Source organism: Campylobacter concisus (assembly GCF_002165785.1).
In the GTDB taxonomy this organism is placed as follows: domain Bacteria; phylum Campylobacterota; class Campylobacteria; order Campylobacterales; family Campylobacteraceae; genus Campylobacter_A; species Campylobacter_A concisus_W.
This window is the reverse complement of sequence record NZ_NDYO01000002.1, coordinates 24,586-47,763: the sequence shown is the minus strand read 5'-3', so window position 1 is coordinate 47,763 and position 23,178 is coordinate 24,586. Positions and strand designations below refer to the sequence as shown.

Sequence of the window (23,178 nt, the reverse complement as noted above, 5' to 3'; positions counted from 1 at the left end):
ATTTTAATATTCACCTGTAGTTTTGTTTATGCGGTGAGGCATTTTCCAAGAACCATCTTTGTCTTTTACAGGTACTGGAAGTGTAACTTTATAATGTGTTCTGCGTTTTGCTGCACGAGAATGACTCACTCTTCGCTTTGGTACTGCCATTTTTACTCTCCTTTATAAATTTTTACATTTTTCACAATAGAAATAATCACTTTTAAAAGCTTCTAACTCACTCTCAAAGACTTCTTTTAAATCAATATTGCCATCAAAAAATTCCATCGTATCGCTAAGCTCATTTTCGCTATCTTTATAGATACCATCGCTTAAATTTAGCTCTACATCTTGATCAATAGGTAGCATAAATACTTCACCACATCGATCGCAAACATAATTTATATTCCCTTTTATCTTACCTTGGCATTTTACCAAAAAAGGGTCTTTTCTTTTTAAAATTCCACTAAAAACTAAATTATCATTTCCTGCTAGCTCAAAGCTTATATCTTTGTTTGCTATTTTAGAAAAAGATATAATCAATTTTCTTGACCTAAAATTAGCAAATTTCTCTTGAAGCAAAGAAGAAATTTATTTCATTCACAGCATTTTCCAGGCTGTCACTTCCGTGAACTGCATTTGCATCAATACTATCAGCAAAATCAGCTCTTATAGTGCCAGGAGCTGCTTCTTTTGGGTTAGTTGCACCCATTAACTCGCGGTTTTTAGCAACTGCATTTTCACCCTCTAAAACCATAACTACAACTGGTCCGCTTACCATAAATTCAACTAGATCGTTGAAGAAAGGTCTATCTTTATGAACAGCATAAAATGCTTTTGCGTCACATTTGCTAAGTTTGATTTTCTTTGCAGCAGCGATTCTTAAGCCATTGCTTTCAAATCTATCTATGATCTTTCCAACAACATTTTTCTTGACAGCGTCAGGCTTAATAATAGAAAGTGTTCTTTGCATAAATTTTCCTTAAAATTTAGGTTATTTAAATGAAGTTGGCAATTATATCAAATAAAGCTTAAAAATAAAATAGGCTCAAATTTGAGCCTAAATTTTGTAAATTTACTGGATAACTGGAGTGCTGCCAGTGCGAGCGTCAGCACCGATTTGATCACGTGAAGGTTGTCCTGCTACTACAGCATCCCAAACGATGCAGCCATCAGTTGGACAGGCAGATGCACAGGCTGGCTCGTCGTTGTAACCTACGCACTCAACGCATTTGTTTGAATAAACATAGTATGTATCCGCTCCAGTTGGGTTGTCGCTATCATCAACAATAGCTGAAACCGGGCATTCATCGATGCATGAACCACAGCTTATGCATATATCGGTTATTTTTACAGACATTTTTTCTCCTTAGATTAAAATTTGGCGTAGAATATCAAAAAAAGCTGAAAATGATATAAATAAGCCCTTAAATTTAACTACAATCTTAAATTTTAGAAAAACTACTTTATAAATCTTTTATCACTTTTAGACTAAATTTACAGATTAAAATTTTAAAAAGGTTGTATAAATTTAATGAACGATATTATTGAAATAACTGGCGCAAGAGAACATAACTTAAAAAATATAAATCTTAAAATTCCAAAAAATAAATTAGTAGTTTTTACCGGTCTTAGTGGAAGCGGCAAGAGCACACTAGCCTTTGATACGCTTTATGCTGAGGGACAAAGAAGATACATGGAGAGCCTTAGTAGCTACGCTAGGCAGTTTCTAGACCGTGTGGGTAAGCCAGATGTTGATAAGATCGAGGGTTTGACGCCTGCAATTGCCATCGATCAAAAGACGACTTCTAAAAACCCTCGCTCAACGGTTGGTACGATCACGGAAATTTATGACTATCTAAGGCTTTTATACGCAAGGGTCGGCGTTCAACACTGCCATAAATGTGGCAAACCTATCTCAAAAATGAGTGCAAGCGATATCATAAACGAAATCTCAAAGCTCCCGCTTGGCGCAAAAGTGATCATCTATGCACCACTAGTGCGTGAGAAAAAGGGCACATGGGCAGATTTGATCGAAAATTTACGCCAAAAAGGCTTTGTCAGAGCGCAGATAGATGGCGTTGTGGTGAGGCTTGATGAAGAGATCGAGCTAGCTAAAACGAAAAAACACACGATCAAGGTCATCGTTGATAGGATCGCTATCGATGAGCAAAATCACGAACGCCTTGCAAGCGACGTGGAAAAGGCGCTAAATGAGAGCTTTGGTGAGGTCGAGATAGAGATCGCAAATGCTGATGAATTAGGACTTAAAGAGAGCTTTATACATTACAGCGAGCACATGGCTTGCTTTGACTGTAAAATTTCATTTACGCCGCTTGAGCCGCTTAGCTTTAGCTTCAACTCGCCAAAGGGTGCCTGTGAGCACTGCGACGGACTTGGCATAAGATATAGCCTAGACATGAGTAAGATCATCGACGAAGAGAAGTCAATAGAAAACGGTGCGATCAAGCTACTTTATGGCTACAACATGAGCTATTACTATAAATTTTTACTTGCTTTTTGCGAGCAAAATGGTATCGATATCAAAAAGCCATATTATGAGCTTAGCGAAGATGAAAAAAGGCTCGTTTTATATGGAAATGTGAAGGATGTTGAGTTCTTTTGGAAGCGAAACAAGCTGCTTAGAAAGTTTGATGGTGTTGTTAAAATTTCACATGGGCTTTTGAAGGATTATAAGGACTTTGATGAATATATGAGTGAGAAAATTTGTGATGCTTGTAACGGTCACAGGCTAAAGCCTCAAAGTCTAGCGGTCAAGGTCGCTGGCCTTGGACTTGGTGAAATTTTGGATATGAGTATAGAAAACTGCACCGCTTTTTTCTCGAATGAGAAAAATTTCGCCTATCTTAGCGACTATGATAAGGCGATCGCAAAGCCTATCTTAAAAGAGATCAACGAGAGGCTTTTCTTTTTGTATGACGTGGGGCTTGGCTATTTATCACTTGGGCGTGATGCTAGGACGATCAGCGGTGGCGAGGCACAGCGCATCAGGATCGCGAGCCAGATAGGAAGCGGGCTAAGTGGCGTCATGTACGTTCTTGATGAGCCAAGTATCGGCCTTCACGAGCGAGATACACTAAAACTTATAAAGACGCTTAGAAATTTGCAAGCCAAGGGCAACTCTGTAATCGTCGTTGAGCATGACAAAAAAACGATAGAAGAGGCCGATTTTATCGTAGATATTGGCCCTGGAGCTGGTAAATTTGGCGGTAGCGTGGTCTTTGCTGGTAGCTCAAAAGAGCTTTTAAACTCAGACACTCAGACCGCCCTATATATAAATGGTAAGAAAAAGATCGACTATCAAAAAAATAGAAAAGCTGAGAAGTGGCTCGAAATTTCAAATGTAAATATCAATAATATCTCAAATTTAACCGCGAAATTTCCGCTTAAAAACCTTGTAGGTATCACTGGCGTTTCAGGATCTGGCAAGAGCTCGCTAATACTTCAGACCTTGCTTCCAGAGGCGCAGGAACAGCTAAATAGAGCAAAAAAGGTAAAAAAGATAGCTGGGGTAAATTTAAGTGGACTTGAGAATTTAGACAAGGTCATATACCTAGATCAAAGCCCGATCGGCCGCACCCCACGCTCAAATCCAGCGACATATACTGGCGTGATGGATGAGATAAGAAATTTATTTGCACAGACCAAAGAAGCTAAACTTAGGGGCTATAAAATAGGGCGCTTTAGCTTCAACGTCAAAGGTGGGCGCTGCGAGAAGTGCCAAGGTGAGGGCGAGATCACGATCGAGATGCACTTTTTGCCTGATATAAACGTGGTTTGTGACGTTTGTAATGGCGCTAGATATAACGCTCAAACCTTGGAAATTTTATACAAGGGCAAAAACATCGCTGAGGTGCTAAATATGAGCATCGACGAGGCAGTTGAGTTTTTTAAGGCTGTGCCAAAGATCGCTTCAAAACTCACCACACTTCAAGACGTAGGGCTTGGCTACATCACTCTCGGACAAAATGCAGTCACACTAAGTGGCGGCGAGGCGCAACGTGTGAAGCTAGCAAAAGAGCTTAGTAGAAGCGACACTGGAAATACGCTTTACATCCTTGATGAGCCAACAACTGGACTTCATTTTGCCGATGTCGATAGGCTTGTAAAGGTGCTAAATCACTTAGTTGATCTTGGAAATTCAGTCTTTGTGATCGAGCATAATATGGATGTTATTAAAAATTGTGACTACATCGTTGATATGGGACCGGAAGGCGGCGCAAAAGGCGGTAAAGTGATAGCTTGTGGCAGTGTCAAAGAGGTAGCTAAAAACTATAAAAAAACTGGTAGCTACACTGGAGAATTTTTAGCACAAGAGCTTGAGGAAATGAAGAAAAAGTAGAAATTTAGCTCAACCGTTTCTTTATACAATTTAAAACGGTTGAGGCGTGTTGGAGCGTTAGCTAATTTTTAAGGTCGATTTTTCATCTATCGCACTTAAAGCCAGAGCCCAAAATAGTAGCATTAAAAGGGCATTTTCATGGTGAAATGTTGTATTTGCAAGTGAGATTATATTATTAGCCATAAGTATTAAAAATGCAAGAAAAACTATACTATTTTGTCTAAAATTTTTAATGAATTTTATAAAGAGTGATAGTTGAAACACCAAATATGCAAGCAAGGCAACGATGCCCTTTTCTGTTAAAAATGTTAAAAAGGTATTGTGTGCGTGACCAACATGAACTTCAACATTGCCTGGAAAATATTTTGTTATATCAATAATCCTAAATTCACCAGAACCTATCCCAAATAAAGGACATTCTAACCATGTATAAAACGCGCTAGCAAAGATCGGATATCTAGTCTCTGATCCAGTGACCCCCTTTGTTAGTTGACTATAAAATCTTTGATCTTGAGTAATATTCGTTGATATATATATATAAGAAATAGCTATTACACTAAATAAAATTATCAAGCCTAATAAAAATTTTATTTTTATCTGTTTATTTAAAATTTCAAAAAGTAAGTAAGCAAAAATAATGATTGGTAAAAGATACATTGTAGCTCTAGAGCCAGCTATCATTATTCCAAGGACGCAAATTCCGGCAACACTTATGCCTATATACTTTTCAAAAATTTTTTTGCTATTTATCGAAACTAATGCTACACAAAAAACTAGCAGCATAAAAATAGCGCTATGATTTACGTGTCCTATTGATTTGAGCTCAAAAAGTGCTAAAGGATCATTTGAAGTGAATTTTTCTACACAAGCAGGGATAAATGCAGCAATCAAACCAGCAAATAAGGCAAAAAATAAAATTTTAAAATTTATTTTTTCTATGCCAACACTTCTGGCTACAAAGAAAAATAGCATACACCTTAGCGGATCAAGCGCTCTTGATACAGAAACTCCATTTATAAGGCAGCTTATAAAAGTAGCCAAAACAAAGATAAAAAGTGAGATATTTATGAGATCAAATTTAAATTGCCTTTTTTCTTTGACACAAATATAAATTCCAGCCAAGACGAAAAGTGTAAGTGAAATTTGCTTTAAGCCCTCAGTTACTGGTAGTGTAAATAAGACAATAACTAAAAAAAGATTGTAGAGCTTAGACACGATGTCGTTTTTCATGCAGATCCTTTAAATTTTAAGTGGACATTTTATCATTGCTGAACTAAAAATAATATACAATTAAACAAAAATTAAAAGGAAGTATCGTGCCAGGTGTAAAAATAAGCTTTGTAGTGCCTGTTTTTAACAAAAAAGAGCACATTGGGGATTGTTTAAATTCGCTTATATCTCAAGACATGGATGATATTGAGATTATAGTTATTAATGATGGAAGTACTGACAATACGCTAGAGATATTAGAAGAATATAAAGATAAAATAATATTAAAAACAAAGAGCAATGCCGGTGTTAGCGCTGCTAGAAATGACGGTATATTACTAGCTAGTGGGAAATATACTATCTGCGTAGATGCTGATGACTATGTGGAAAAAGATTATGCTTCATGCGTTTATGATATCGCAGAAAAATTTGATGCCGACATAGTGATAACAGATATGTGTAAGGTCTATGGTCATAAAAAGCTCCTTTTTAAGGATTTTGAGACAAAAGAGGATGGCACAATCGATAAAAACGAGTACCTAAAAAGGCTTTTAGCCTCAAGGCACAACAAAGTCTTGCATAATGCGGCAAATAAGGCGATTAGGACTAAAATTTTAAAAGAAAATTTATTTCCAGTTGGGATCACGCAAGCTGAAGATTTTCACACTGTAGTGAGAAATGTTATCGCTTCAAAAACTCTTGTAAAGCTAAATAAGACTTTTTATTGCTATAAGATAGGAAACAACAACACTGCTGGTTTTGAAAAACTAAAAGCTGTGATGGATCATAAATTTGTTTATGACGACATAATCTCAATTCTAAAAAACAAAAATTTAGCTCTTGAAATGGTGCCAGATCTAGAATTTAGAAAGATAAAAAGCGTCTATATGCCAGCTATTTCGGCTAGACCAAATCTAAACAATAGTAGCTATGTAAAGGCACTTGATCTTTTTTATGCAGATGTTGATAGCATCATAAACTCATCTGGTTTTTCAAAACTTAGACTAAAGCAGAGAATTTTGCTTAAAGTGCTAAAAAATGTAAAATCGTACGAAAATGTATCAAAAATTTTAAAAATCTTTAATACAATAAATGGCTTTTTGTCAAATAAAAAAATGAAAGAATTTAAAGAGTAGAAGATGATAAATATACTTGAGCTTGAAAGCTCTCTTGGATTTGGTGGGCAGGAGCACCGCACACAGCGTGTGATAAATGGGCTAGATAAGAGCAAATTTAAGGTTTTTTATGGGCTAAATCCTGGCTCAAAAAGCTTTGAGAAGCAAATAGAGTGTGAATTCGTTGAGTTTAATCTCAAAAAGTCTTTTAATATCTTTGAAATTTTAAAAATTTGCAAATTTGTAAAGCAAAATAACATAAAAATAATCTCAACTCACTCAGGAAAGGACGGTACTATTGGAGCGATTGTAGGTAAAATTTGCGGCGTTAGCGTGGTTCGCACTAGGCATTTACAGCTGCCTATAACATCGCCCTTACCTTACAACCTAAGTACAAAAGTAGTCGGCGTGTGCGACTCAGTATGCGAGGATCTTATAAAAAGAGGCGTGAAAAAGGAAAAAGTCGTCAAAATTTATACAGGCATCGATACGCAAAAGTATACACCAGAATTTAAGATAAATATGAAAAAAGAATTTGGCCTAAGTGACGATGTAGTAGGCATTTGTATTGTGGCGGTGCTAAGAGCAGCTAAAAATCATAAGCTCTTAATCGATGCATTTAGCGAGTTAAATTTAGAAAAATCAGCCCTTTTTATCGTAGGTGATGGCCCGCAAAATAAAAATTTACACGAATATATAAAAGATAAAAAAAATATCTTTATGCTTGGCAATAGAACCGATGTGAGCGATTTTTTGGGCTCACTTGATATCTGTGTGTTGCCTTCAGATATGGAGGCTATCGGTGGAGCGTTGCTTGAGGCATCTTCGTGCAAGCTAGCTACTATTGGAAGCGATGTGGGCGGTCTTGGCGAGGCAGTGAGTAATGGAAAGAGTGGATTTTTATTTCAAAATGGCGATAAAGAGGGGCTAAAAAAAGTGCTTGAAAGGCTTATTTTGGATGAAAATTTAAGAAAACAGATGGGTGAGTTTGGCAGAGAGTACGTAAAAGAAATTTTTAGTATCGAAAAAATGATAGAAAACACTCAAAATTTATATATGGAACTTGCAAAATGAGCGTAACAGTTTTAATGTATCATCATGTGCTTAAAAAAAGTGGGTTTATTGCAAGTAGCGTAGATGAGTTTAGAGATCAGATGAAATTTTTGGCTCAAAATGGCTACAAATCGCTAAGTTCGGCTGAGTTTGTGGCATATAAAAAAGGTGAGCTTAGTGTGCCTAAAAAGAGTGTCTTTATCACATTTGATGATGGCTGGAAGGATAATTTTGTCTACGCATATCCTATTATCAAGGAATTTAATCTTAAAGCGACTATTTTTCTAGTTGCTGGCTGGATAGAGCAGGCGAGTAGAAAAAGTGGCGAGTTTATTGAGCTAGATCATAACGAATACAAAAATGCTGCACCAACTAGACCTGAAGATGTCTTTTTAAACTACGAGGAAATAGTAAAGATGAAAGAGTGCTTTGACTTTCACTCGCATACTTACACGCATTTTGATGATTATTTTGGCATTTGTGAAATGAAAGAAAATTTTACAAAATGCAAAGAATTTATGTATAAAAATTTTGGCTTTGATGACAAGCTACTTTGCTGGCCAAGAGGTAAATTTAATGATGAGCTAAAAAATGTGGCAAAAAGCGTTGGCTATGAGGTTTTTTTTACAACAAAGCGTGGAATAAATAAACCTGATGGTATACTTGATGACATAAGGCGCATAGCGGTAAAAAAAGATGCAAGCTGGTTAAAAAAGACACTATTTATCTATCAAAATGACTTTTTAGGCTCACTATATTCAACGCTAAAATCTTAAGAGAAATTTTACTTTGTAAAAATTCTCTCATTTTTAATAATATGTTTTTCATAAAATCTTGAAATTTTGTATGAGAAATTTTTATTATATTTTTTAAAAAGAGAATTTATCCTATCTTTTTGCTTTCTTTGGATTTCCAGGCTAGAGCTATTTAGCTCCTCTGGATGAGAAAAGATGTTGCTAAAATACATTTTTAGATCAGTGTTTTTTAAGATTGCCTCCCATTTATCGGCCCCGTAAAGACCATCTTTGTAAAAATCAAGTAGAGCTTTTGCACTCTTTCTTGTTAGAATGTAAGCAGCCGTTCTATATATACTAGCGTATGAGTATGGTGAGATAAGATATAAATTTTCTTTTATTTTTTTACCAAAAGCACGAAATCTACTATTTAATCCATCTTGCACACCGCATATCAAAATGCTATTACTACTTATATCTTTGCATAGCAAAAAGGCCTCATTTATTAATTCGTCATTTCCAATAACATCATCCTCTAATATTAAAGTGAATTCTGCGTCGCTTTGCAAAAAATCCTCATAAGCTTTTATGTGTGACATTGTGCATGCTAGCTCACCTGGAGTCGCAATTAATGGCGGTATTTTAAATTTATAATCTTCATCACAAGATTTTAACAAGCAATCTATCATGGCGCTGTAATACTCATTGACACTAAAATTTTAGCATCAACCGCATCTATTATTTTAAATTCATCATATCTTTTAAATTGTCTTTGTAAATTTTGCCTTCGCTCTTCATCTCTTTTTAATGATATTACATAGACGGGATTATTCATTTTTTGCTCCAACTTTTAAGTCAAATTCTAACTTGACTTTATATATAAGGCCTGCTAGATCAAGCTCTTTTTTATTTATATGTTTTTGTGTGTTGATTAAATCGCCACTAGAATTTCTTTTATAAATTCCAGCGATTCGAGCTTCTTCATCAGCGTTTAAAATACAAAGAATATCACATTTACTTATACGTAAAAGTGGATTTGCGCTTACGTATATTACGATTTTTACGAATGGCATGATAAATTTAAAAAATGGCTTTAACTCATCTTGATGATCGCTTTTGATTTTTATCTTTGGACGAGCTATAAATAAATTTAGACTCATTACATCATCATCGATTACAGCGATTTGATAAGGTTTAAAGTTTTTAAATCCATTTTTTCTAATTTGTTTTGCAAGTGTGCTTTTGCCACTACCATGAAGCCCAGTGAGAGCGATTAAGGCTCGTTTTTTATCTTTTAAAATTTCTTTACAAGCCTCATTTAATGCTTCAAGCATTATTTATAGCCTCTATTTCTAAAATTTGAATATAAATTTCCTAGTACCGGCGTAGAATAGATAAAAAGCTTCTTTTTAACTCTAAAAATGTAGTCGTTCTCACTCTTTGCATTGTTTGATATATCTATGCGTCTTATCTTAAATTTATCATCTCCTGCGCAAAATCCACCATCTATCACACTAAAAGCAAAGTCATAATACTCTCTCACAACTTTTAGTGAAAGCTCGTTAAAGTGCCCTTTTGGAAAGCAAAAGCCAAATTCTTGTTTTTCGGGAAATAGCTCTTTTATCTTGGCTAGCGAGCTAGAAAATTCCTCTCTTAATTTTGCTTCATCGTTACTTTTACAAGAGAAGTGACTTGCTGTATGGCTATCAAACTCAAAAAGCCCACTCTCTTGCATCTGTCTGATCTCGTCTAAATTTAAAAAATACTCCGCGTCTTTATCATAATCGATCTCTTTATGTTTTTTAAATGCAAAGTCGTAATCTTGTCTTTTAAAATCTTTGATCTTATCTGTTATCAAAAAGCACACAGCTGGAATTTTTAGTTCTTTTAGGATAGGAAATGCAAATTTATAATTATCAAAATATCCATCATCAAAAGTTAGTAAAATGCTCTTTCTTGAGGCTTTTACTCGGCCACTAGCTATATCTTTAAACTGGCTGTAGTTTATAAATTTATAGCCCTCATCTAGCGCCATAAGAAGTGCTTTTTTAAATAGCTCTGGTTTAATGGCAAAGTCGTTTTCATTGTTATTGCAGTGATGCATAGTTAGCACGCAAACTGGGTAGTTCATTTTTGCTCCAGTAAATTTTTAATAGCTTCTTTTAGCACCTTGTGGCTAAAGTTCTCATCCACAAATTTAAAGGCGTTTTGAGAGTAGATTTTGGCTTTTTCAGGCTCATTTATCAGCTCTAAAATGCACTCTTTTAGCAAAATTTCATCTAAATTTTTAGCACAAAGCCCACGCTCTTTATCTTTAACTAGCACGTTCATCGGCGCGTTGTCATAGACCACGATAGGTACTTTTGAGCTCATCGCCTCAAGCAATACCGTACCAAGCCCCTCGGAGTGCGAGGCAAATACGTATATATCAAAGCTTTTTATAACATTTGCCGCGTCATTTCTAAAGCCAGTGAAGATGATCCTGTCTTTTTCGTCAAACATAGAGGCGATCTGCTCTTTTGTGCTGTCGCTAATGTTGCCAGAAAATACAATAGTCGCATCCTTTGACTTTAAAATCTCTTTTGCTGCATTTGCGAAGTCGTAGACACCTTTCTTGCGGTAAAGCGAAGTAAATGTACCGATAACTAGCTCATCTTGAGATATATTAAACTCATCTCTAAAAGTACTTTTTGTAGCATCTATCGCCTCCACATCGACCGTACTTGGCATAAAAAAGAGCCTATCTTCGCTAACACCGATGCTTAGCAGGTACTCTTTGACACTATCTGAGATGTATAAAATTTTATCAAATAGTCTTTTGTGCATGAGTTTTGAAAGAAAGCCTTTTATAGGAAAAAGATTATGCCTTTCCTTGTAAAATTTAACGCCTTTACTTCGGTAAAATAGTCCAGCAATTGCCCCAACCCAGCTATCAGTCGAGCCATGTGTGATTACGATATCTATCTTGTTTGAACTTATCACTTCGCAAAGTGCTGGTACGCTTTTATAAAAATTTTTCTTATTCATCTCTTGTGCTATAACACTAAAACCTTCTTCTTTTGCAATGCTTTCTATCTGAGAGTTTGGGTTGCAAAAAAGTATGACATTATGACCCATCTCACGCATAAAACGCATCTCATTTAGCGTCTTGTTTTGCTCGCCACCCCAATTAAAAAGTGTCTGCGTGTGAAGAATATTCATCTGCCTATCCTAAAATTTCTTTTATTTTGGCTTTTATGTTTGGCATTTCGTCGCTAAAATCCATCAATGTTTTTTCTACACCATGTCTTGCTATGCCTTCTTTGTCACAAGGCACAAAGTCCCAGTCTTTTTGATAGACGATGTGTTTGCCCATACTTTGTATACCATTTTGGGCTGTATAGCCATTTTCCATGAGCGAGTTGTCCCATGGCCCCCACTCATAAGCATTGCTAGGGCCAAAAAAGGCGATCACTGGCACGTCATTTGCCGCAGCGATGTGCATTATAGCAGTATCAACACCGATAAAAAGGCTTGAGTGCTTTGATAGGGCGATCGTTTGTTTCAAATTTAGCTTGCCACCTAAATTTATAGGCTCGCTCTTACAAATTTTTAGTACGCTTGCTAGCTTTTCTAGCTCATTTTCTTTATTGTCGCTTGTTAGTACGACCTTTACACCAAGCTCATTTTCGCAGTAGTCGATGAGCTCTGCCATACTCTCATCATTTGCGCATTTAAACATCCAGCGGCTTGTAAGATGCATATGTACAAAGCGTTTTGGTAAATTTAGATGCTCCACACTCTCGTCCGAAAATACACTCACCTTTTTGCTGACTGGTTCAAATCCCAAAGCCCTTAAAGCATTTAGATTATGATCGATCGTATGTGAAAAATTTTCATAGTATTTTGCTTTGACGTTTAGAAGTGTATTTATTGATTGATTTTTGCCAAGAAAGCCTACTATTTTTTTGATCTTTGCGTATTTTGAGATGATTATACCGCGATCCCCCGTGGTTGTTTGCACCGCCATATCGTATTTTTCTTTTTTGATGGCTTTTATAAATTTTATCTCGGTAATTAGTTTTTTTAAAAAGCCAGAATTTGCACTTTGTCTATCGTAAATGTGAATTTTATTTATGTAAGGATTTCCTTCTATCATCGCTTCTGTGCCTTTGTTTAGGGCAAAGTCGATGGTCGCATCTGGGTAATAATGGTGCAAATTTTCAATAAGAGGCGTAGTCAAAAGTACGTCGCCGATGTTTCTAAATTTAATTACAAGTATTTTCATTTTATATATTTCCAAAATGTGTACTGGGCGTAAAGTCTAGCGATAACATAGCCCGCAAAGCCCTCTTTAAAGCCACCTTTTAGCACGTAAAGCTTAAAAAATGTCCACGCTGGGCTTGTAAGCGCCTTTAGTAAATTTCTCTTTGCGCCCATGCTTGAGTAGCGATTTTGCTTAGCGATAAACTGCTCGATACTCTCATATGCATAGTGCAAGAAGTGATTTTTAAGTACTCCAAGCTTTTGCGAGCCGTCATTTAAAATAACCTTTTCATGCACGGCTCTGCCATCAAATTTGGCAAAATTTTTGTTAAAAAGCCTCACCGTGTAGTCTGGATAGAGCCCCATATTTTTGATCGCTTTACCAAAGAAAAAATTTAGCCTAGCTACGTTGTAAGCCATAAATTTTGGCTCTTTTAATGTATCTATGATCTCGTTTTTAAGTTCATCCGTGATCACCTCGTCGCTATCAAGCACAAAGATCCACTCATTTTTAGCTAGATCCACGCTCTTTTGCTTTTGCGCACCAAATCCAAGCCATACTTGCTCGTAGAATTTAACATTACTAAAATTTTGACAAATTTGCTTTGTACTATCGCTTGAGCCACTATCAACCACAATGACCTCATCCGCAAAATTTGTACTTTCTAGCACTTCTTGCAGATATTTTTGGCTGTTAAAAGTTAAGATGACGACACTTAGCATTCATACTCTTTTTCGTAAAATCTTTTAAAGCGTTTGTGAAACCAAAAGTACTCCTCAGGCCTTGCTCTAACCATCTCTTCGCACGCGCTACACTGCATTTGCGTTACTTTTTGTACCGCCTCTTCTTTATCAAATTTATTTATATCAATGGCTGGCAAAAAGCAAATTTCACTTATATTTTCATCTTTTTGATAGATAAATGCATTAATTATTAGTGCGTTTGTTTTTTGAGCTAGCACGCTTGCAGCTGGTGTGTGAAGCACATCTTTTTCAAAGAATTTCACCTTTATGCCATCTTTTGGAGCGGTATTTTGATCGACTAAAATTCCCACTATTCGCCTAGCTTTTAGCGCTTTTAAAATATCTTTTGCGCCGCCATCTTTGTCAATGAGCTCCACATCAAACTGTGATCTGTTTGCACTTAAAATTTTATCCATGACGCTACTATCAAGCTTTCTGCCAAGCACTGAGACTGCACCAAAGCGAGCAGCCATCGCTAGACTAAAAAGCTCCCATTGTCCAAAATGCGCAGTCGTCACAATAATCGGACGATCAAGCTTAAGCGCTTCAAGCAGATTATGCTCATTTTTAAAGCTAACTTTTTCAAGCACTTTTTGCTTTGTTGTATTTTGATTTAGGATGAAATTTATACCAAGGTATTTTGCAAAGTTGTAGTAGCATTTTTTAGCGATCTCTAGCTTCTCTTTCTTGGTTTTTGTATCACTAAAAGCAAGGTTTAAATTTGTCATAACGACGTGAAGTCGCTTTTTATTAAGCTTCATATACGAAAAAGCTAAAAATTTAGCGAGCAAATCTCTAAGTGAGCTAGGCAGTAAAAATATAAAAATTTTTAAAGTATAAAAGCCAGCTAGATAGAGCCTATCCATTTAGTAGCCTTTTTACAAAATTTGCAATCGTTTCTGGGAAAATCTCTCTTATGCAAAAGTCGTTTTTATCGATACTTCTGGCGTCTATTTGCTTGCCCATATCTATAACTAAATTTTTATCCGTGATGTAAGCATTTCTGTGGCTTGGACGGTTACCAAAAAGTGTGATAGAAGGCCTATTCATCGCCCAAGCAAGGTGTGTTAGGCCACTATCGTTGCCAATTACTAAATCACAGCTTGCAATGAAGCTTATCATCTCTTTTATGTTAAGTTTTTCAAGTAGCTTTGCCGAGGTGCCTGAGATGATCGCCTCAGCCCTTACTTTCTCGCTTTCACTTCCGTAGCAAAGGCAAATTTCGCATCCATCAAGTAGTCCGATCACTTCTTTAAATTTGTCATAAATTTTACTCTCTTCGCTCGCAAATGCAGCAATCAATACACGCTTTTTACCACTTTCATTTTTATAAATTTCACTTGCTTCAAAGCAAGGTGCTTTTTCTAAAATTTCACTTACTTCAAAGCTAAAATTTAGAGCAAAAGCCACAAGCGCTAAATTTCTAATGATTATATTTTCGTTGTAATCAATTTTAAATTTATGCCTATAAAGCCTAGCTGCGATCTTTTCTTTGACGCTCTCTCTACTAAAGCCATAAGTTTGCTTGCCTATTATTTTTGCAACGACGGCCGATTTAAAAAGTCCTTGCAGATCGATTACTTTGTCAAATTTACCAAGGGTTTTTAGTATCTTGTAGCTTTGTTTAAAGCTTTGTTTAAGCGGCAAAACGACTAGCTCGTCGATAAGCGGATGATCTTTTAAAAGGCTTGCAAAACGAGCATCAACTAGCCACGTGATATGGGCATTTGGATAGTGCTTTTTGATAAACTGAAGCACAATAGCTGCATGCACGATATCCCCAAGAGCGGAGAGTTTGACGATGGCTATTTTTAGTTGATTTTTGTTTTGCATTGATCACTTTAGATATAAATTTTTGGTATGATTTTAAAAAAAAATGCTTAAAAAAGGGCTAAAATGGCGAAAAGTTACATCTGTGTCTTTGACTGCGAGACGATACCTGATGCAAATTTGATAAGAAAAATTTATGGCATTGATGGGAGCGATGAAGATGTGAGCGTGCAAGCGATGGCGCTACAAAAAGAGGCCAGTGGTAGTGAGTTTTTGCCTGTGATGTTTCATAGAGTGGTCGCGATCTCTGCTGTTATGGCTGATGAGTACGGCAAATTTTTAAAAGTTAGCACGATGGAGGGCAAAGACGAGCGCGAGATCATCGCTAAATTTTTAAAATTTATAAATGACTATAACCCAAGGCTTGTTAGCTTTAATGGCCGTGGCTTTGACCTGCCTATGCTAATGGTGCGCGCGATGCGCTACAACCTAAATGCGGCGGCATATTACGAGAGCGAGAACAAAGAGCTAAACAAAAACAAATGGGAAAACTATAGAGCGAGATATTCGCCTAAATTTCACCTTGATCTGCTTGATTTTATAAGCGATTTTGGAAGCGTTAGGGGGCTAAAGCTTGATACGCTTTGTGCTAGTTTAAATTTGCCCGGCAAATACGATGTGCACGGCGATCAGGTGCTTGAGCTTTACTACGCAGGCGAGCTTGATAAGATCAACGAATACTGCGAAAGCGACGTGCTTAACACCTACTGGCTATTTTTAAAATTTGAGCTTTTACAGGCAAATATCTTGCAAGATGACTACATAAATCACCTAAATGTGATGAGTGAATTTCTAGCTAAAAACTGCGCTCACAGAGAATACACTGAGGTCTTTTGCGCTGCGATAAGCGACGAGCTAGCTAGACTTAATGGCAAGCTTGATTACGAGATCAAGGTTCAAAAAGAGAGTGAGGATTACGAGGAATTTAATAATTTTAGTGATCTTGGCGGCACAAAAGATACACCAGAGCAGCTAAAGGAGCGTTTGGCAAGACAAGGGCTTGATGGGCTTTTAAAAAAAGCTAGCGAGGTTGCGTCAGCTGCCAAAAAAGATAAGAGTTTTGCCGAAGAGAAACTACCTGAAATAAATTTGGACGAAGAGTAGAAATTCTACGCTTTTAGACCGTAAAAATATCTTTTGCTACTCTATGAAATTAATATCCTGATCCGCGGAATATCACGGGTACTCAAATCCAAATTCATACTCTTTTAAAACTCTATTAGAAAAGATGAATTTCTCGTAGTAGAGTGGCATATCAAATTCTTGTAAGAGTTTGCTTTCATTTTACTCAGTGATGTAGGTGACAATAGAGGTGGCATTTTCTTCTTGTAGATCGTTTGGTTTACCTAGTTTCTTTAAAATTTGGTCTTGTTTGTCGCCAAGTTTTATGTCAGAATTTGTAGTGAAATCTTTTATTTTGCTGGAATTTATATAATCTTTAGTCAAATTTTTATCAAAAAATTTGACATTTATCCTTTGGACCCCACCGCTACCACCACAACAAAAATCGAGCGTCATTATCTGTGTTCTTGATAAATTTATGAAGCTTGCTTTTTCACCGTCTAAAAAATATTTGATTTTTTTAGATGATAAATTACTTGTAGGTAAAATTTTACCTACTTTGATTTTGTCTATGCTCGTTGTGCGCGGTAAATTTTCACTGGCTGTTAAATTTAGAAAACCTAAAATTAGAGATAGTATTAAAAAGCTTTTCATTGCAATTTTATTCATCTTTATTAAAGTCGCTCCAGTCGTTGCCAATATATTTTGGGTTCGGGCTAAATTCCCCAGCCCCTATGTCAAGATCGCCGCTATTTGGTATCCTGCAATGATCCCATGCGCATGGCTTTATTTGTACCTTGTCCACCTTACACTCTCCACAAAATAAATTATTTGCGTACAAATCCTCATCTTCTGATATATCGTTGTATAGCAATTTTTCGTCGTTATCAATGTACCATCTTGTTAGCATACAGCCTTTAGCTTGAAATTTTTCTGTTTCGCCTTTTATCAAATATGTCGCTAAGGCTATACCTTGGGCATTTATTTTGCCTTTCATAAAATCATCAACACCGTAGTTAAAATTTGTATATTTTCTTATTTCAGATATTTGAATTTCGCCGTTAAATGGGCGAGCTTCTTCGGTTATTTTATAGTTGCCAGATACTACATATTTTGACCTTGATATCTTTTTAATGCTATCAAAATTTATATGTAGTCTGTGATAATTGGCTCCGATATAACCCAAAAATTTTATACGCTTGTCAGCTAAAATGTTAGAAAAATCAAAATCGTCAAATTTGTCTTGTTTAGCAAAATGTGCTTTATTATCTAAAAAGCCATTAAAACACTTCTCGGCGGTTTGCTCTGCAAAAAGAGCTGGCGACACAAACACCATTAACCATAAAAAAATTATTTTATTTATAATCTTCATACTTTTCCTCAATCACAACTTTTACGTTATCTATTCCATTGCTCTCTATATATTCTATAAGCTGATAGAATTTGTTTATGCTGCCAGAAACACCTGTAACGTATCTTTTTCCATTTATTTCACTAACAACGACATCACTCCCTGGCAGCAAACATCCTTCAGAGTGCTCTCCTTTGCTACCAACATGTATTAATATGGCTCTACTTTTAGGAACATCATTATTATATAATTTTGGAAATCCATTTTCTAAAAAATTTCCACGCTTATTTTTGGAGTATTTGTCTTTTGAATATTTTGTAGAAACATGCCATACTAGATTATATTTTCCTGTAGGTATTCTTTTGTCTTGACCAGACTGTTTTGTGCTTTCGCCATATGGTTCTAATATATAGCCTGTTAAATCACTATCGCTAATTTTAAATTCACTTATTGTAGAACTGGATGAGTGACTGGATGCTTTATATTCCCACTTTCTAGTAATATAAATTATATTATCATTTATGGCGCAAACCCCAACCCCCTCATCCCCATCTTCCCACATACCTTTATCTACTCTAGTTAAACTCTTTGATTCATTAAAAGAGTTAATAAATTTATCCATATCCTCTTTGTTTAATAAATTTATACCAAGCTTATCATCTTTATCTGCATTAGACTGATTATTAGAGCTCTCTTCTTTTGCATAAATTTGATAGCTCTTATTTGCCTTCTCATCACTTTTTAGCTCTTTGCTTAGCTTATCATCTTTATCATCTTTGTTTTCAATGATGAGATTGTTTATTGTTATAATCTCTATATTTTTATAGACTATTATTGATATTTATTTTTCAATTTCTTATAAAATTTATCAAAGCTCGCGGGTAGCCCACTATCTATTTCTTTAAATTTGGATAGGAATTCTTCTTGTTCTATCTGTTGTAAATCATCGCTTTTAAAAATAGTTTTTTCTCACTTAAAAATGTTCAAATACATTTTTTTCACCAGATATTATGTCGCCATAAATTTCATATATGTAGTTTGAATTTTTAAATTTATTCCCATCAAGTGCTCATTTACATTATTTTTTATTGGTGTTGGTTTTGATAAAATTTCTAAACTTTTGGTATTTCTTTTATTTACCCAAAAATAACCACCATTTGTACAATGTATGTCACCCTCGCATTCGAACATAGCAATAGCTATTAAAATTTTTTCATTTTCATAGCAATATCCTATTTCTTCGGCTTTAAAAAAAAGTAATTACAAAATCACGCACGCTAGCCCTATTTATCAAATTTTAAATATTTACTATCGCAATCTTCAAAATGACTATACTCGTTCATAGAATTTCCATAGTTTTGTATGACTATGCTATCATTTTCATACATCCCGTCAATCTTTTTAAATTTTATATAAAATCCACCTTCGCCATTGCTTTTTATGCTTGATATATAGCCTTGTGATTTTGTCTGATTATTATCAACTATCTTGTAAAAATACTTTGCCTTATTGGTATTTTTCGTTATTTCTATTGAAATATTACAAGGCTCATTTTTGTAAAACCCAGTTAAATTTATATCTTTTGCGTAGGCATTATGCGCCATAAAGGCTAGCACCATAAAATAAAAAACAACTATCTTTTTTACCATATCTATCCGCTCTTTTTTAGTCGCATTATATCTATTTAACAAAGGCAAAACTATATCTTTTTGACCTTTCCATTCTCAAATTTATATTTGCTTTCGTCAGATAGTTTCCCGCTACCTTTAAAATTTGGGTCGCCGTTGTTGGTTAGTGCATTTTTGTGTGGTTTGTCTATTATCAAGATGCCTTCATTAGTGACTTCGAAAAATGGCACACTCGCGCACCAATCTATCTCGCCTTGAAATTTTATCTTGTCGTCATCTTTCTTTTCAAAAATTCTCAAAGGCCCGTGTCCATTGCAAGCAGCATAGTTTTGTATGTCTTGAAATATCCACACTTCACTGTGATTCAATTTGGTATAAAATATTAAATTTGGTTCAAGCTCATGCTCACACTCTCTGCTATAAATCTTTTCATCGTTTATACTTATGGAGCATTTGTTATCCTTGCTATATGTTTCTATACTTAAGTTTTGAGCATTAGAAAATACGATAAAGAGTAGTGATAAAAATAAAAATTTTTTCATAGAATTAACCTTTATAGCCTTTTTTTAGACCCTTTTCTAATTTTTCCTTAACTTTTGCCGCAGCTTCCTCTTTTGTAATGCTTCCATCCATATTTTTGTCTAATCCTTTATTTGCTATATAGCTAGAACTACTAGAACTAAATAATACGTAATCGTTCGACTTGCCAATAGCTTTTGGATAAATAATTGCCATATAAATGTCCTCTATGGTTTCAATTTTTCCAGCATAAGGCATAAAATATTTTTCTACATATTCAAGTTGTTCAACTTCAGACATATTTGCTAGTTTTAATGTGGTTGTCCCTAAGCTAGCTGCTGTTATTTCTAAAAATTGTATAAGTCCTATAGCACTAGCAACTGGATTTTTTATACTAGCTGAAAAAGTCTCACCTGTCTCAAAAGCCATGCATGACATTAAAAAGTCAGGATTTATTTTTAAATTTATACATATTTCTATAACTTTTTCCTTAAATTCTAAAGAAACTTTTTTACCCCAAGCAATTTTATTGTCTGTTTTTAAATCAACCCCAACCCCCTCATCTCCATCTTTCCACATACCACTATCTACTCTAGTTAAACTCTTTGATTCATTAAAAGAGTTAATAAATTTATTCATATTCTCTTTATTTAATAAATTTATACCAAGCTTATCATCTTTATCTGCATTAGACTGATTATTAGAGCTCTCTTCTTTTGCATAAATTTGATAGCTCTTATCTGTCTTCTCATCACTTTTTAGCTCTTTGCTTAGTTTGTCGTCTTCATATATATTTATCTCATTTGATGAGATATTTTTATTCATATATAAGTAATTATCATTTTTTATTAAAGCATCGTCTTTATTATCACTAAGCTTTAATTTAGCATCAAATGCCTTCTCTTTTATAGCATGCTCAAACTCATATATAAATAGCTTATCATCTTTAAATTTAATATATAAAGGTATCTTTATATCTATTCTTATATGATTTTTGCCATATCTTGTATAAAACTTAAATTTATCCTTATCACCTTCAAGATATGCAAAAAATACTATAGTATGACTACCCTGTTTTAGCTTATCTAGATCATCTTTTTGTATAACATCTGAAATTTTAAATGTTATCTCTTTACCCTTTTGATCTTTTAGAGCTACTACATCTTTTGGATTTGATTTGGATAGCTCATCATACTCTTTACTTTTTATGACCTTATATCCCCAAAGTATCTCTTTATATCTCTTACTGCCTTTTTCTTGTTTATATATAGCCTTTAAGCTTATTATCTCATTTGTCTTAAATGGATACTCACTATCAGAGATTACAGTTGTTATATGATCTGTTATATCTCTTAACGAGACCTTATTGCTATAGCAAAAGTTAGAACTACTCTTATCTTGATATCCTAAAGATATTACAGCTGTATCAGAGTGAGCATGAATATCTTTAGTGCTATAAACTTTACTTAGATCACTTGAATAAAGTATAAATTTAGTATCTCCTTTATTCTCTTTGTCTATTGGGATATTAAATGTAGCTGTATATGAGTTTTTGATATCTGAGTCTTCATTTTTTACTAAAGATATACTCTCATATATACTTTTATCAAAGCAGTGATGAAGATATATCTTATCTATATCTTCACTTACCTTACCATCTTCGTTTTCAATGATGAGATTATTTATTGTAAGAGTAAGACCTGAGCTTGATGCTGATGTAGGCACTACATTGTTGCCATGAGCTAGACGAAGCTTTATATCAAACATAGCTGAATCTTTATCATCTCTTAGGGTAAAGTTATTCTCTTTGGCGAAATTTAATAAAGAGAAATTTAGGTGTTTGTTGTTAGACGTTTGGTCTTCAAAGTACTTCATGCTTATAACGCCATCTTCTAGTTTATACTCTATATCATCGCTATTTTGCTTTATACTAGTAAAGGTAGCACCATTTATCTTGTCTTCTTCATTTTTGTTTTCTTGATAGAGTATTACCGTGTCTTTGCTCTTTGCATTTTTAAATTTTATCTCTTCATTTTTACTATCTTCGTAAGAGTCAAATTTAAAGTCAGTAAGTATTAGCTCACATAAATTTACCTTGCCATAGTTTGGCCTACTAAAATTTAGCTCTTTTGGGTTTAGCTCACTGCAATCAAATGGAGTCTGACTAGCTAGCACGACGGTAAATTCGCTCTTTTTAGGTTGAAAGACTCTAATAGGAGTTGTCATCTTTCTTGGGCATAGCAAGAGTATATTTTCTTGTTTATAAAATTCCTCCTCTCTTTGCCTTAAGAGCTTATTTATTCTTGAAGTGTTTGAAGCATTTGAGCTGATCAAATTTACGCAGTATATGTTTTCAAGGCTAAAGGTCTTTATACTTTGAGTGCTTAATAAAGAATTTATCTTTGTAACAAATGGCTGAAATAATGCCTCACATTTTGATGCATCTGATGCGTTTAAATTTGATCCATTTTCTTGAAGCTTCATAAATTCTAAATGAGTGACGTTTTGGATGATCTCTTTATTGTTTTGATTTTTTGATTTATATTTTGCTTTGGATATATTTAAATGGCTAAAAACATCTATACACTCGGCAAAATTAACATTTTGTTCATCACTTTCATAAAGCCCAAACTGAGTTGAAATTTTTTCTCGTAAAAGAGATGTTTTATTGCTTACTTCATCACTAAAGCTTTCATATGCTAGCCAGAACCAAGCCTTAAAACGATTTTTGCTTTTGATGTAGCTTGCTAGGGATGGATCAATATTGCCTTTTTTACTGATATAAAGAAGTGCTAAAAGTGCGACATGCTCTCTTGAAATTTGGCTGTTTTGCGTATCGGAAGTAAGTGAAACGGCTTGTAAATTTTTAAGTGGAGAGTTGTTTAATTTTTGATTTATCTCTTGGATTAGCGGCGTAAGCTTTTGCCCTAAGATGGCATTTAGCTGATCTTCCGAGCTAAATTCAAACTCAGGTAAAGTATCGGCACCTCCAGACTTTGCATAAGCCCCTTTTGCGGCATCATTTATCTTTTTAAAAAGTTCATCTGTATTTATCTTTTCTATGGTAGTCTTACTCGTGGTGTTAGCAATAGTTTGCTTGACATCTTTTATGACTTTGTCTTTGTTGTTTTTATAAATTTGAGTACAAATAAGTTCTATATCATCTTTTAGGCTAAAGCCATATCCAATAAGTAACTTGTTGTTAGATATAAATGGTCTGCTTATGTCATTGTCATATGAAAATTTTATAATATCTATTAAATTTCTTTTAAAATTTACATCATTTCTGGGCGTTAGAGGCATTAAACTTCCTTAGAAATTTTTGCTAAATATTAGCACAAACTTA

Annotated in this window: 26 protein-coding genes; 5 read left to right on the top strand and 21 right to left on the bottom strand. The window is 34.7% G+C overall.

Annotated features, from left to right (window positions below):
• Positions 1-3: 3 nt before the first annotated feature.
• From rpmF to B9N62_RS01570, 4 genes are all read right to left on the bottom strand, one after another.
• Complete coding sequence (rpmF, locus tag B9N62_RS01585) at positions 4-150, bottom strand: 50S ribosomal protein L32 (RefSeq protein WP_002942540.1); 147 nt, start codon at positions 148-150, stop codon at positions 4-6.
• Positions 151-162: 12 nt separating this feature from the next.
• Positions 163-522, bottom strand: a complete 360-nt coding sequence (locus B9N62_RS01580; protein WP_087584140.1) for a hypothetical protein — start codon at positions 520-522, stop codon at positions 163-165.
• Between the two features lie 16 nt (positions 523-538).
• Positions 539-952 carry a nucleoside-diphosphate kinase gene (gene ndk, locus B9N62_RS01575; RefSeq protein WP_087584078.1) on the bottom strand — a complete coding sequence of 138 codons (414 nt, stop codon included), beginning with the start codon at positions 950-952 and terminating at the stop codon, positions 539-541.
• Between the two features lie 102 nt (positions 953-1,054).
• A complete protein-coding gene (locus B9N62_RS01570; RefSeq protein WP_002942606.1) occupies positions 1,055-1,339 on the bottom strand; it encodes an NADH-quinone oxidoreductase subunit I in 285 nt (94 codons plus the stop codon).
• A 174-nt stretch (positions 1,340-1,513) separates the two neighbouring features.
• On the opposite strand from B9N62_RS01570, the gene uvrA reads away from it, so the two are divergent.
• Positions 1,514-4,342, top strand: coding sequence for an excinuclease ABC subunit UvrA (uvrA, locus tag B9N62_RS01565; RefSeq protein ID WP_087584077.1), 2,829 nt, complete (start codon positions 1,514-1,516; stop codon positions 4,340-4,342).
• 57 nt (positions 4,343-4,399) lie between these two features.
• On the opposite strand, the gene B9N62_RS01560 is transcribed toward uvrA, so the two are convergent.
• Positions 4,400-5,314: an O-antigen ligase family protein gene (locus B9N62_RS01560; protein ID WP_257640158.1), complete on the bottom strand. Its 915-nt coding sequence runs from the start codon at positions 5,312-5,314 to the stop codon at positions 4,400-4,402.
• Between the two features lie 344 nt (positions 5,315-5,658).
• On the opposite strand from B9N62_RS01560, the gene B9N62_RS01555 reads away from it, so the two are divergent.
• From B9N62_RS01555 to B9N62_RS01545, 3 genes are read left to right on the top strand one after another with little or no spacing between them, the layout of a single operon-like run.
• Positions 5,659-6,687 (top strand): glycosyltransferase family 2 protein, encoded by a 1,029-nt coding sequence (locus tag B9N62_RS01555; RefSeq protein WP_180382141.1) that lies wholly within the window; start codon positions 5,659-5,661, stop codon positions 6,685-6,687.
• Positions 6,688-6,690: 3 nt separating this feature from the next.
• A complete protein-coding gene (locus tag B9N62_RS01550) occupies positions 6,691-7,740 on the top strand; it encodes a glycosyltransferase (RefSeq protein WP_087584074.1) in 1,050 nt (349 codons plus the stop codon).
• The gene (locus B9N62_RS01545) at positions 7,737-8,495 is read left to right on the top strand and encodes a polysaccharide deacetylase family protein (protein WP_087584073.1); all 759 of its coding nucleotides are present in this window, start codon (positions 7,737-7,739) and stop codon (positions 8,493-8,495) included. The genes B9N62_RS01550 and B9N62_RS01545 overlap by 4 nt, the downstream gene beginning before the upstream one ends.
• Before the next feature lie 8 nt (positions 8,496-8,503).
• On the opposite strand, the gene B9N62_RS01540 is transcribed toward B9N62_RS01545, so the two are convergent.
• Genes B9N62_RS01540 through waaC form a run of 9 tightly spaced genes read right to left on the bottom strand, consistent with a single transcriptional unit; the run spans position 8,504 to position 15,275 of the window.
• The gene (locus B9N62_RS01540) at positions 8,504-9,142 is read right to left on the bottom strand and encodes a glycosyltransferase family 25 protein (protein ID WP_219336777.1); all 639 of its coding nucleotides are present in this window, start codon (positions 9,140-9,142) and stop codon (positions 8,504-8,506) included.
• A complete protein-coding gene (locus B9N62_RS10605; protein ID WP_219336776.1) occupies positions 9,139-9,288 on the bottom strand; it encodes a glycosyltransferase family 25 protein in 150 nt (49 codons plus the stop codon). Before B9N62_RS10605 ends, B9N62_RS01540 begins: the two co-directional genes overlap by 4 nt.
• Positions 9,281-9,787: a hypothetical protein gene (locus B9N62_RS01535; RefSeq protein ID WP_087584072.1), complete on the bottom strand. Its 507-nt coding sequence runs from the start codon at positions 9,785-9,787 to the stop codon at positions 9,281-9,283. Before B9N62_RS01535 ends, B9N62_RS10605 begins: the two co-directional genes overlap by 8 nt.
• Positions 9,787-10,584 (bottom strand): polysaccharide deacetylase family protein, encoded by a 798-nt coding sequence (locus B9N62_RS01530; RefSeq protein ID WP_087584071.1) that lies wholly within the window; start codon positions 10,582-10,584, stop codon positions 9,787-9,789. The genes B9N62_RS01535 and B9N62_RS01530 overlap by 1 nt, the downstream gene beginning before the upstream one ends.
• Positions 10,581-11,654 (bottom strand): glycosyltransferase family 4 protein, encoded by a 1,074-nt coding sequence (locus tag B9N62_RS01525; RefSeq protein ID WP_087584070.1) that lies wholly within the window; start codon positions 11,652-11,654, stop codon positions 10,581-10,583. Before B9N62_RS01525 ends, B9N62_RS01530 begins: the two co-directional genes overlap by 4 nt.
• 4 nt (positions 11,655-11,658) lie before the next feature.
• A complete protein-coding gene (gene rfaQ / locus B9N62_RS01520; RefSeq protein WP_087584069.1) occupies positions 11,659-12,720 on the bottom strand; it encodes a putative lipopolysaccharide heptosyltransferase III in 1,062 nt (353 codons plus the stop codon).
• Positions 12,717-13,421, bottom strand: coding sequence for a glycosyltransferase family 2 protein (locus B9N62_RS01515; RefSeq protein WP_087584068.1), 705 nt, complete (start codon positions 13,419-13,421; stop codon positions 12,717-12,719). The genes rfaQ and B9N62_RS01515 overlap by 4 nt, the downstream gene beginning before the upstream one ends.
• A complete protein-coding gene (locus tag B9N62_RS01510; protein ID WP_087584067.1) occupies positions 13,415-14,308 on the bottom strand; it encodes a lipid A biosynthesis lauroyl acyltransferase in 894 nt (297 codons plus the stop codon). Before B9N62_RS01510 ends, B9N62_RS01515 begins: the two co-directional genes overlap by 7 nt.
• Entirely contained in the window at positions 14,301-15,275 is a 975-nt protein-coding gene (waaC, locus tag B9N62_RS01505) for a lipopolysaccharide heptosyltransferase I (protein WP_087584066.1), read from the bottom strand. The genes B9N62_RS01510 and waaC overlap by 8 nt, the downstream gene beginning before the upstream one ends.
• Positions 15,276-15,338: 63 nt before the next feature.
• Here waaC and B9N62_RS01500 point away from each other — a divergent pair, with 63 nt between their 5' ends.
• Positions 15,339-16,376, top strand: coding sequence for a 3'-5' exonuclease (locus tag B9N62_RS01500; protein WP_087584065.1), 1,038 nt, complete (start codon positions 15,339-15,341; stop codon positions 16,374-16,376).
• Positions 16,377-16,556: 180 nt separating this feature from the next.
• On the opposite strand, the gene B9N62_RS10430 is transcribed toward B9N62_RS01500, so the two are convergent.
• From B9N62_RS10430 to B9N62_RS10600, 7 genes are all read right to left on the bottom strand, one after another.
• Positions 16,557-16,988, bottom strand: a complete 432-nt coding sequence (locus tag B9N62_RS10430) for a hypothetical protein (RefSeq protein WP_180382140.1) — start codon at positions 16,986-16,988, stop codon at positions 16,557-16,559.
• 7 nt (positions 16,989-16,995) lie between these two features.
• Entirely contained in the window at positions 16,996-17,706 is a 711-nt protein-coding gene (locus tag B9N62_RS01490) for a hypothetical protein (RefSeq protein ID WP_087584064.1), read from the bottom strand.
• Positions 17,690-18,307, bottom strand: coding sequence for a DUF5675 family protein (locus tag B9N62_RS01485; RefSeq protein WP_087584063.1), 618 nt, complete (start codon positions 18,305-18,307; stop codon positions 17,690-17,692). Before B9N62_RS01485 ends, B9N62_RS01490 begins: the two co-directional genes overlap by 17 nt.
• A gap of 386 nt (positions 18,308-18,693) precedes the next feature.
• Complete coding sequence (locus B9N62_RS10325; RefSeq protein ID WP_087586168.1) at positions 18,694-18,876, bottom strand: hypothetical protein; 183 nt, start codon at positions 18,874-18,876, stop codon at positions 18,694-18,696.
• Between the two features lie 92 nt (positions 18,877-18,968).
• Positions 18,969-19,382: a hypothetical protein gene (locus tag B9N62_RS01480; protein WP_087584062.1), complete on the bottom strand. Its 414-nt coding sequence runs from the start codon at positions 19,380-19,382 to the stop codon at positions 18,969-18,971.
• A 2-nt stretch (positions 19,383-19,384) separates the two neighbouring features.
• The gene (locus B9N62_RS01475) at positions 19,385-19,855 is read right to left on the bottom strand and encodes a hypothetical protein (RefSeq protein ID WP_087584061.1); all 471 of its coding nucleotides are present in this window, start codon (positions 19,853-19,855) and stop codon (positions 19,385-19,387) included.
• A gap of 4 nt (positions 19,856-19,859) precedes the next feature.
• Positions 19,860-23,135 carry a hypothetical protein gene (locus B9N62_RS10600; RefSeq protein WP_219336775.1) on the bottom strand — a complete coding sequence of 1,092 codons (3,276 nt, stop codon included), beginning with the start codon at positions 23,133-23,135 and terminating at the stop codon, positions 19,860-19,862.
• Positions 23,136-23,178: the final 43 nt, after the last annotated feature.

Coding starts and splice junctions, on each gene's coding strand:
- rpmF (WP_002942540.1), bottom strand. CDS start 150: ATGGCAGTACCAAAGCGAAGAGTGAGTCATTCTCGTGCAGCAAAACGC.
- ndk (WP_087584078.1), bottom strand. CDS start 952: ATGCAAAGAACACTTTCTATTATTAAGCCTGACGCTGTCAAGAAAAAT.
- B9N62_RS01570 (WP_002942606.1), bottom strand. CDS start 1,339: ATGTCTGTAAAAATAACCGATATATGCATAAGCTGTGGTTCATGCATC.
- uvrA (WP_087584077.1), top strand. CDS start 1,514: ATGAACGATATTATTGAAATAACTGGCGCAAGAGAACATAACTTAAAA.
- B9N62_RS01560 (WP_257640158.1), bottom strand. CDS start 5,314: ATGCTATTTTTCTTTGTAGCCAGAAGTGTTGGCATAGAAAAAATAAAT.
- B9N62_RS01550 (WP_087584074.1), top strand. CDS start 6,691: ATGATAAATATACTTGAGCTTGAAAGCTCTCTTGGATTTGGTGGGCAG.
- B9N62_RS01545 (WP_087584073.1), top strand. CDS start 7,737: ATGAGCGTAACAGTTTTAATGTATCATCATGTGCTTAAAAAAAGTGGG.
- B9N62_RS01540 (WP_219336777.1), bottom strand. CDS start 9,142: ATGATAGATTGCTTGTTAAAATCTTGTGATGAAGATTATAAATTTAAA.
- B9N62_RS10605 (WP_219336776.1), bottom strand. CDS start 9,288: ATGAATAATCCCGTCTATGTAATATCATTAAAAAGAGATGAAGAGCGA.
- B9N62_RS01535 (WP_087584072.1), bottom strand. CDS start 9,787: ATGCTTGAAGCATTAAATGAGGCTTGTAAAGAAATTTTAAAAGATAAA.
- B9N62_RS01530 (WP_087584071.1), bottom strand. CDS start 10,584: ATGAACTACCCAGTTTGCGTGCTAACTATGCATCACTGCAATAACAAT.
- B9N62_RS01525 (WP_087584070.1), bottom strand. CDS start 11,654: ATGAATATTCTTCACACGCAGACACTTTTTAATTGGGGTGGCGAGCAA.
- rfaQ (WP_087584069.1), bottom strand. CDS start 12,720: ATGAAAATACTTGTAATTAAATTTAGAAACATCGGCGACGTACTTTTG.
- B9N62_RS01515 (WP_087584068.1), bottom strand. CDS start 13,421: ATGCTAAGTGTCGTCATCTTAACTTTTAACAGCCAAAAATATCTGCAA.
- B9N62_RS01510 (WP_087584067.1), bottom strand. CDS start 14,308: ATGGATAGGCTCTATCTAGCTGGCTTTTATACTTTAAAAATTTTTATA.
- waaC (WP_087584066.1), bottom strand. CDS start 15,275: ATGCAAAACAAAAATCAACTAAAAATAGCCATCGTCAAACTCTCCGCT.
- B9N62_RS01500 (WP_087584065.1), top strand. CDS start 15,339: ATGGCGAAAAGTTACATCTGTGTCTTTGACTGCGAGACGATACCTGAT.
- B9N62_RS10430 (WP_180382140.1), bottom strand. CDS start 16,988: ATGAAAAGCTTTTTAATACTATCTCTAATTTTAGGTTTTCTAAATTTA.
- B9N62_RS01490 (WP_087584064.1), bottom strand. CDS start 17,706: ATGAAGATTATAAATAAAATAATTTTTTTATGGTTAATGGTGTTTGTG.
- B9N62_RS01485 (WP_087584063.1), bottom strand. CDS start 18,307: ATGGATAAATTTATTAACTCTTTTAATGAATCAAAGAGTTTAACTAGA.
- B9N62_RS10325 (WP_087586168.1), bottom strand. CDS start 18,876: ATGTTCGAATGCGAGGGTGACATACATTGTACAAATGGTGGTTATTTT.
- B9N62_RS01475 (WP_087584061.1), bottom strand. CDS start 19,855: ATGAAAAAATTTTTATTTTTATCACTACTCTTTATCGTATTTTCTAAT.
- B9N62_RS10600 (WP_219336775.1), bottom strand. CDS start 23,135: ATGCCTCTAACGCCCAGAAATGATGTAAATTTTAAAAGAAATTTAATA.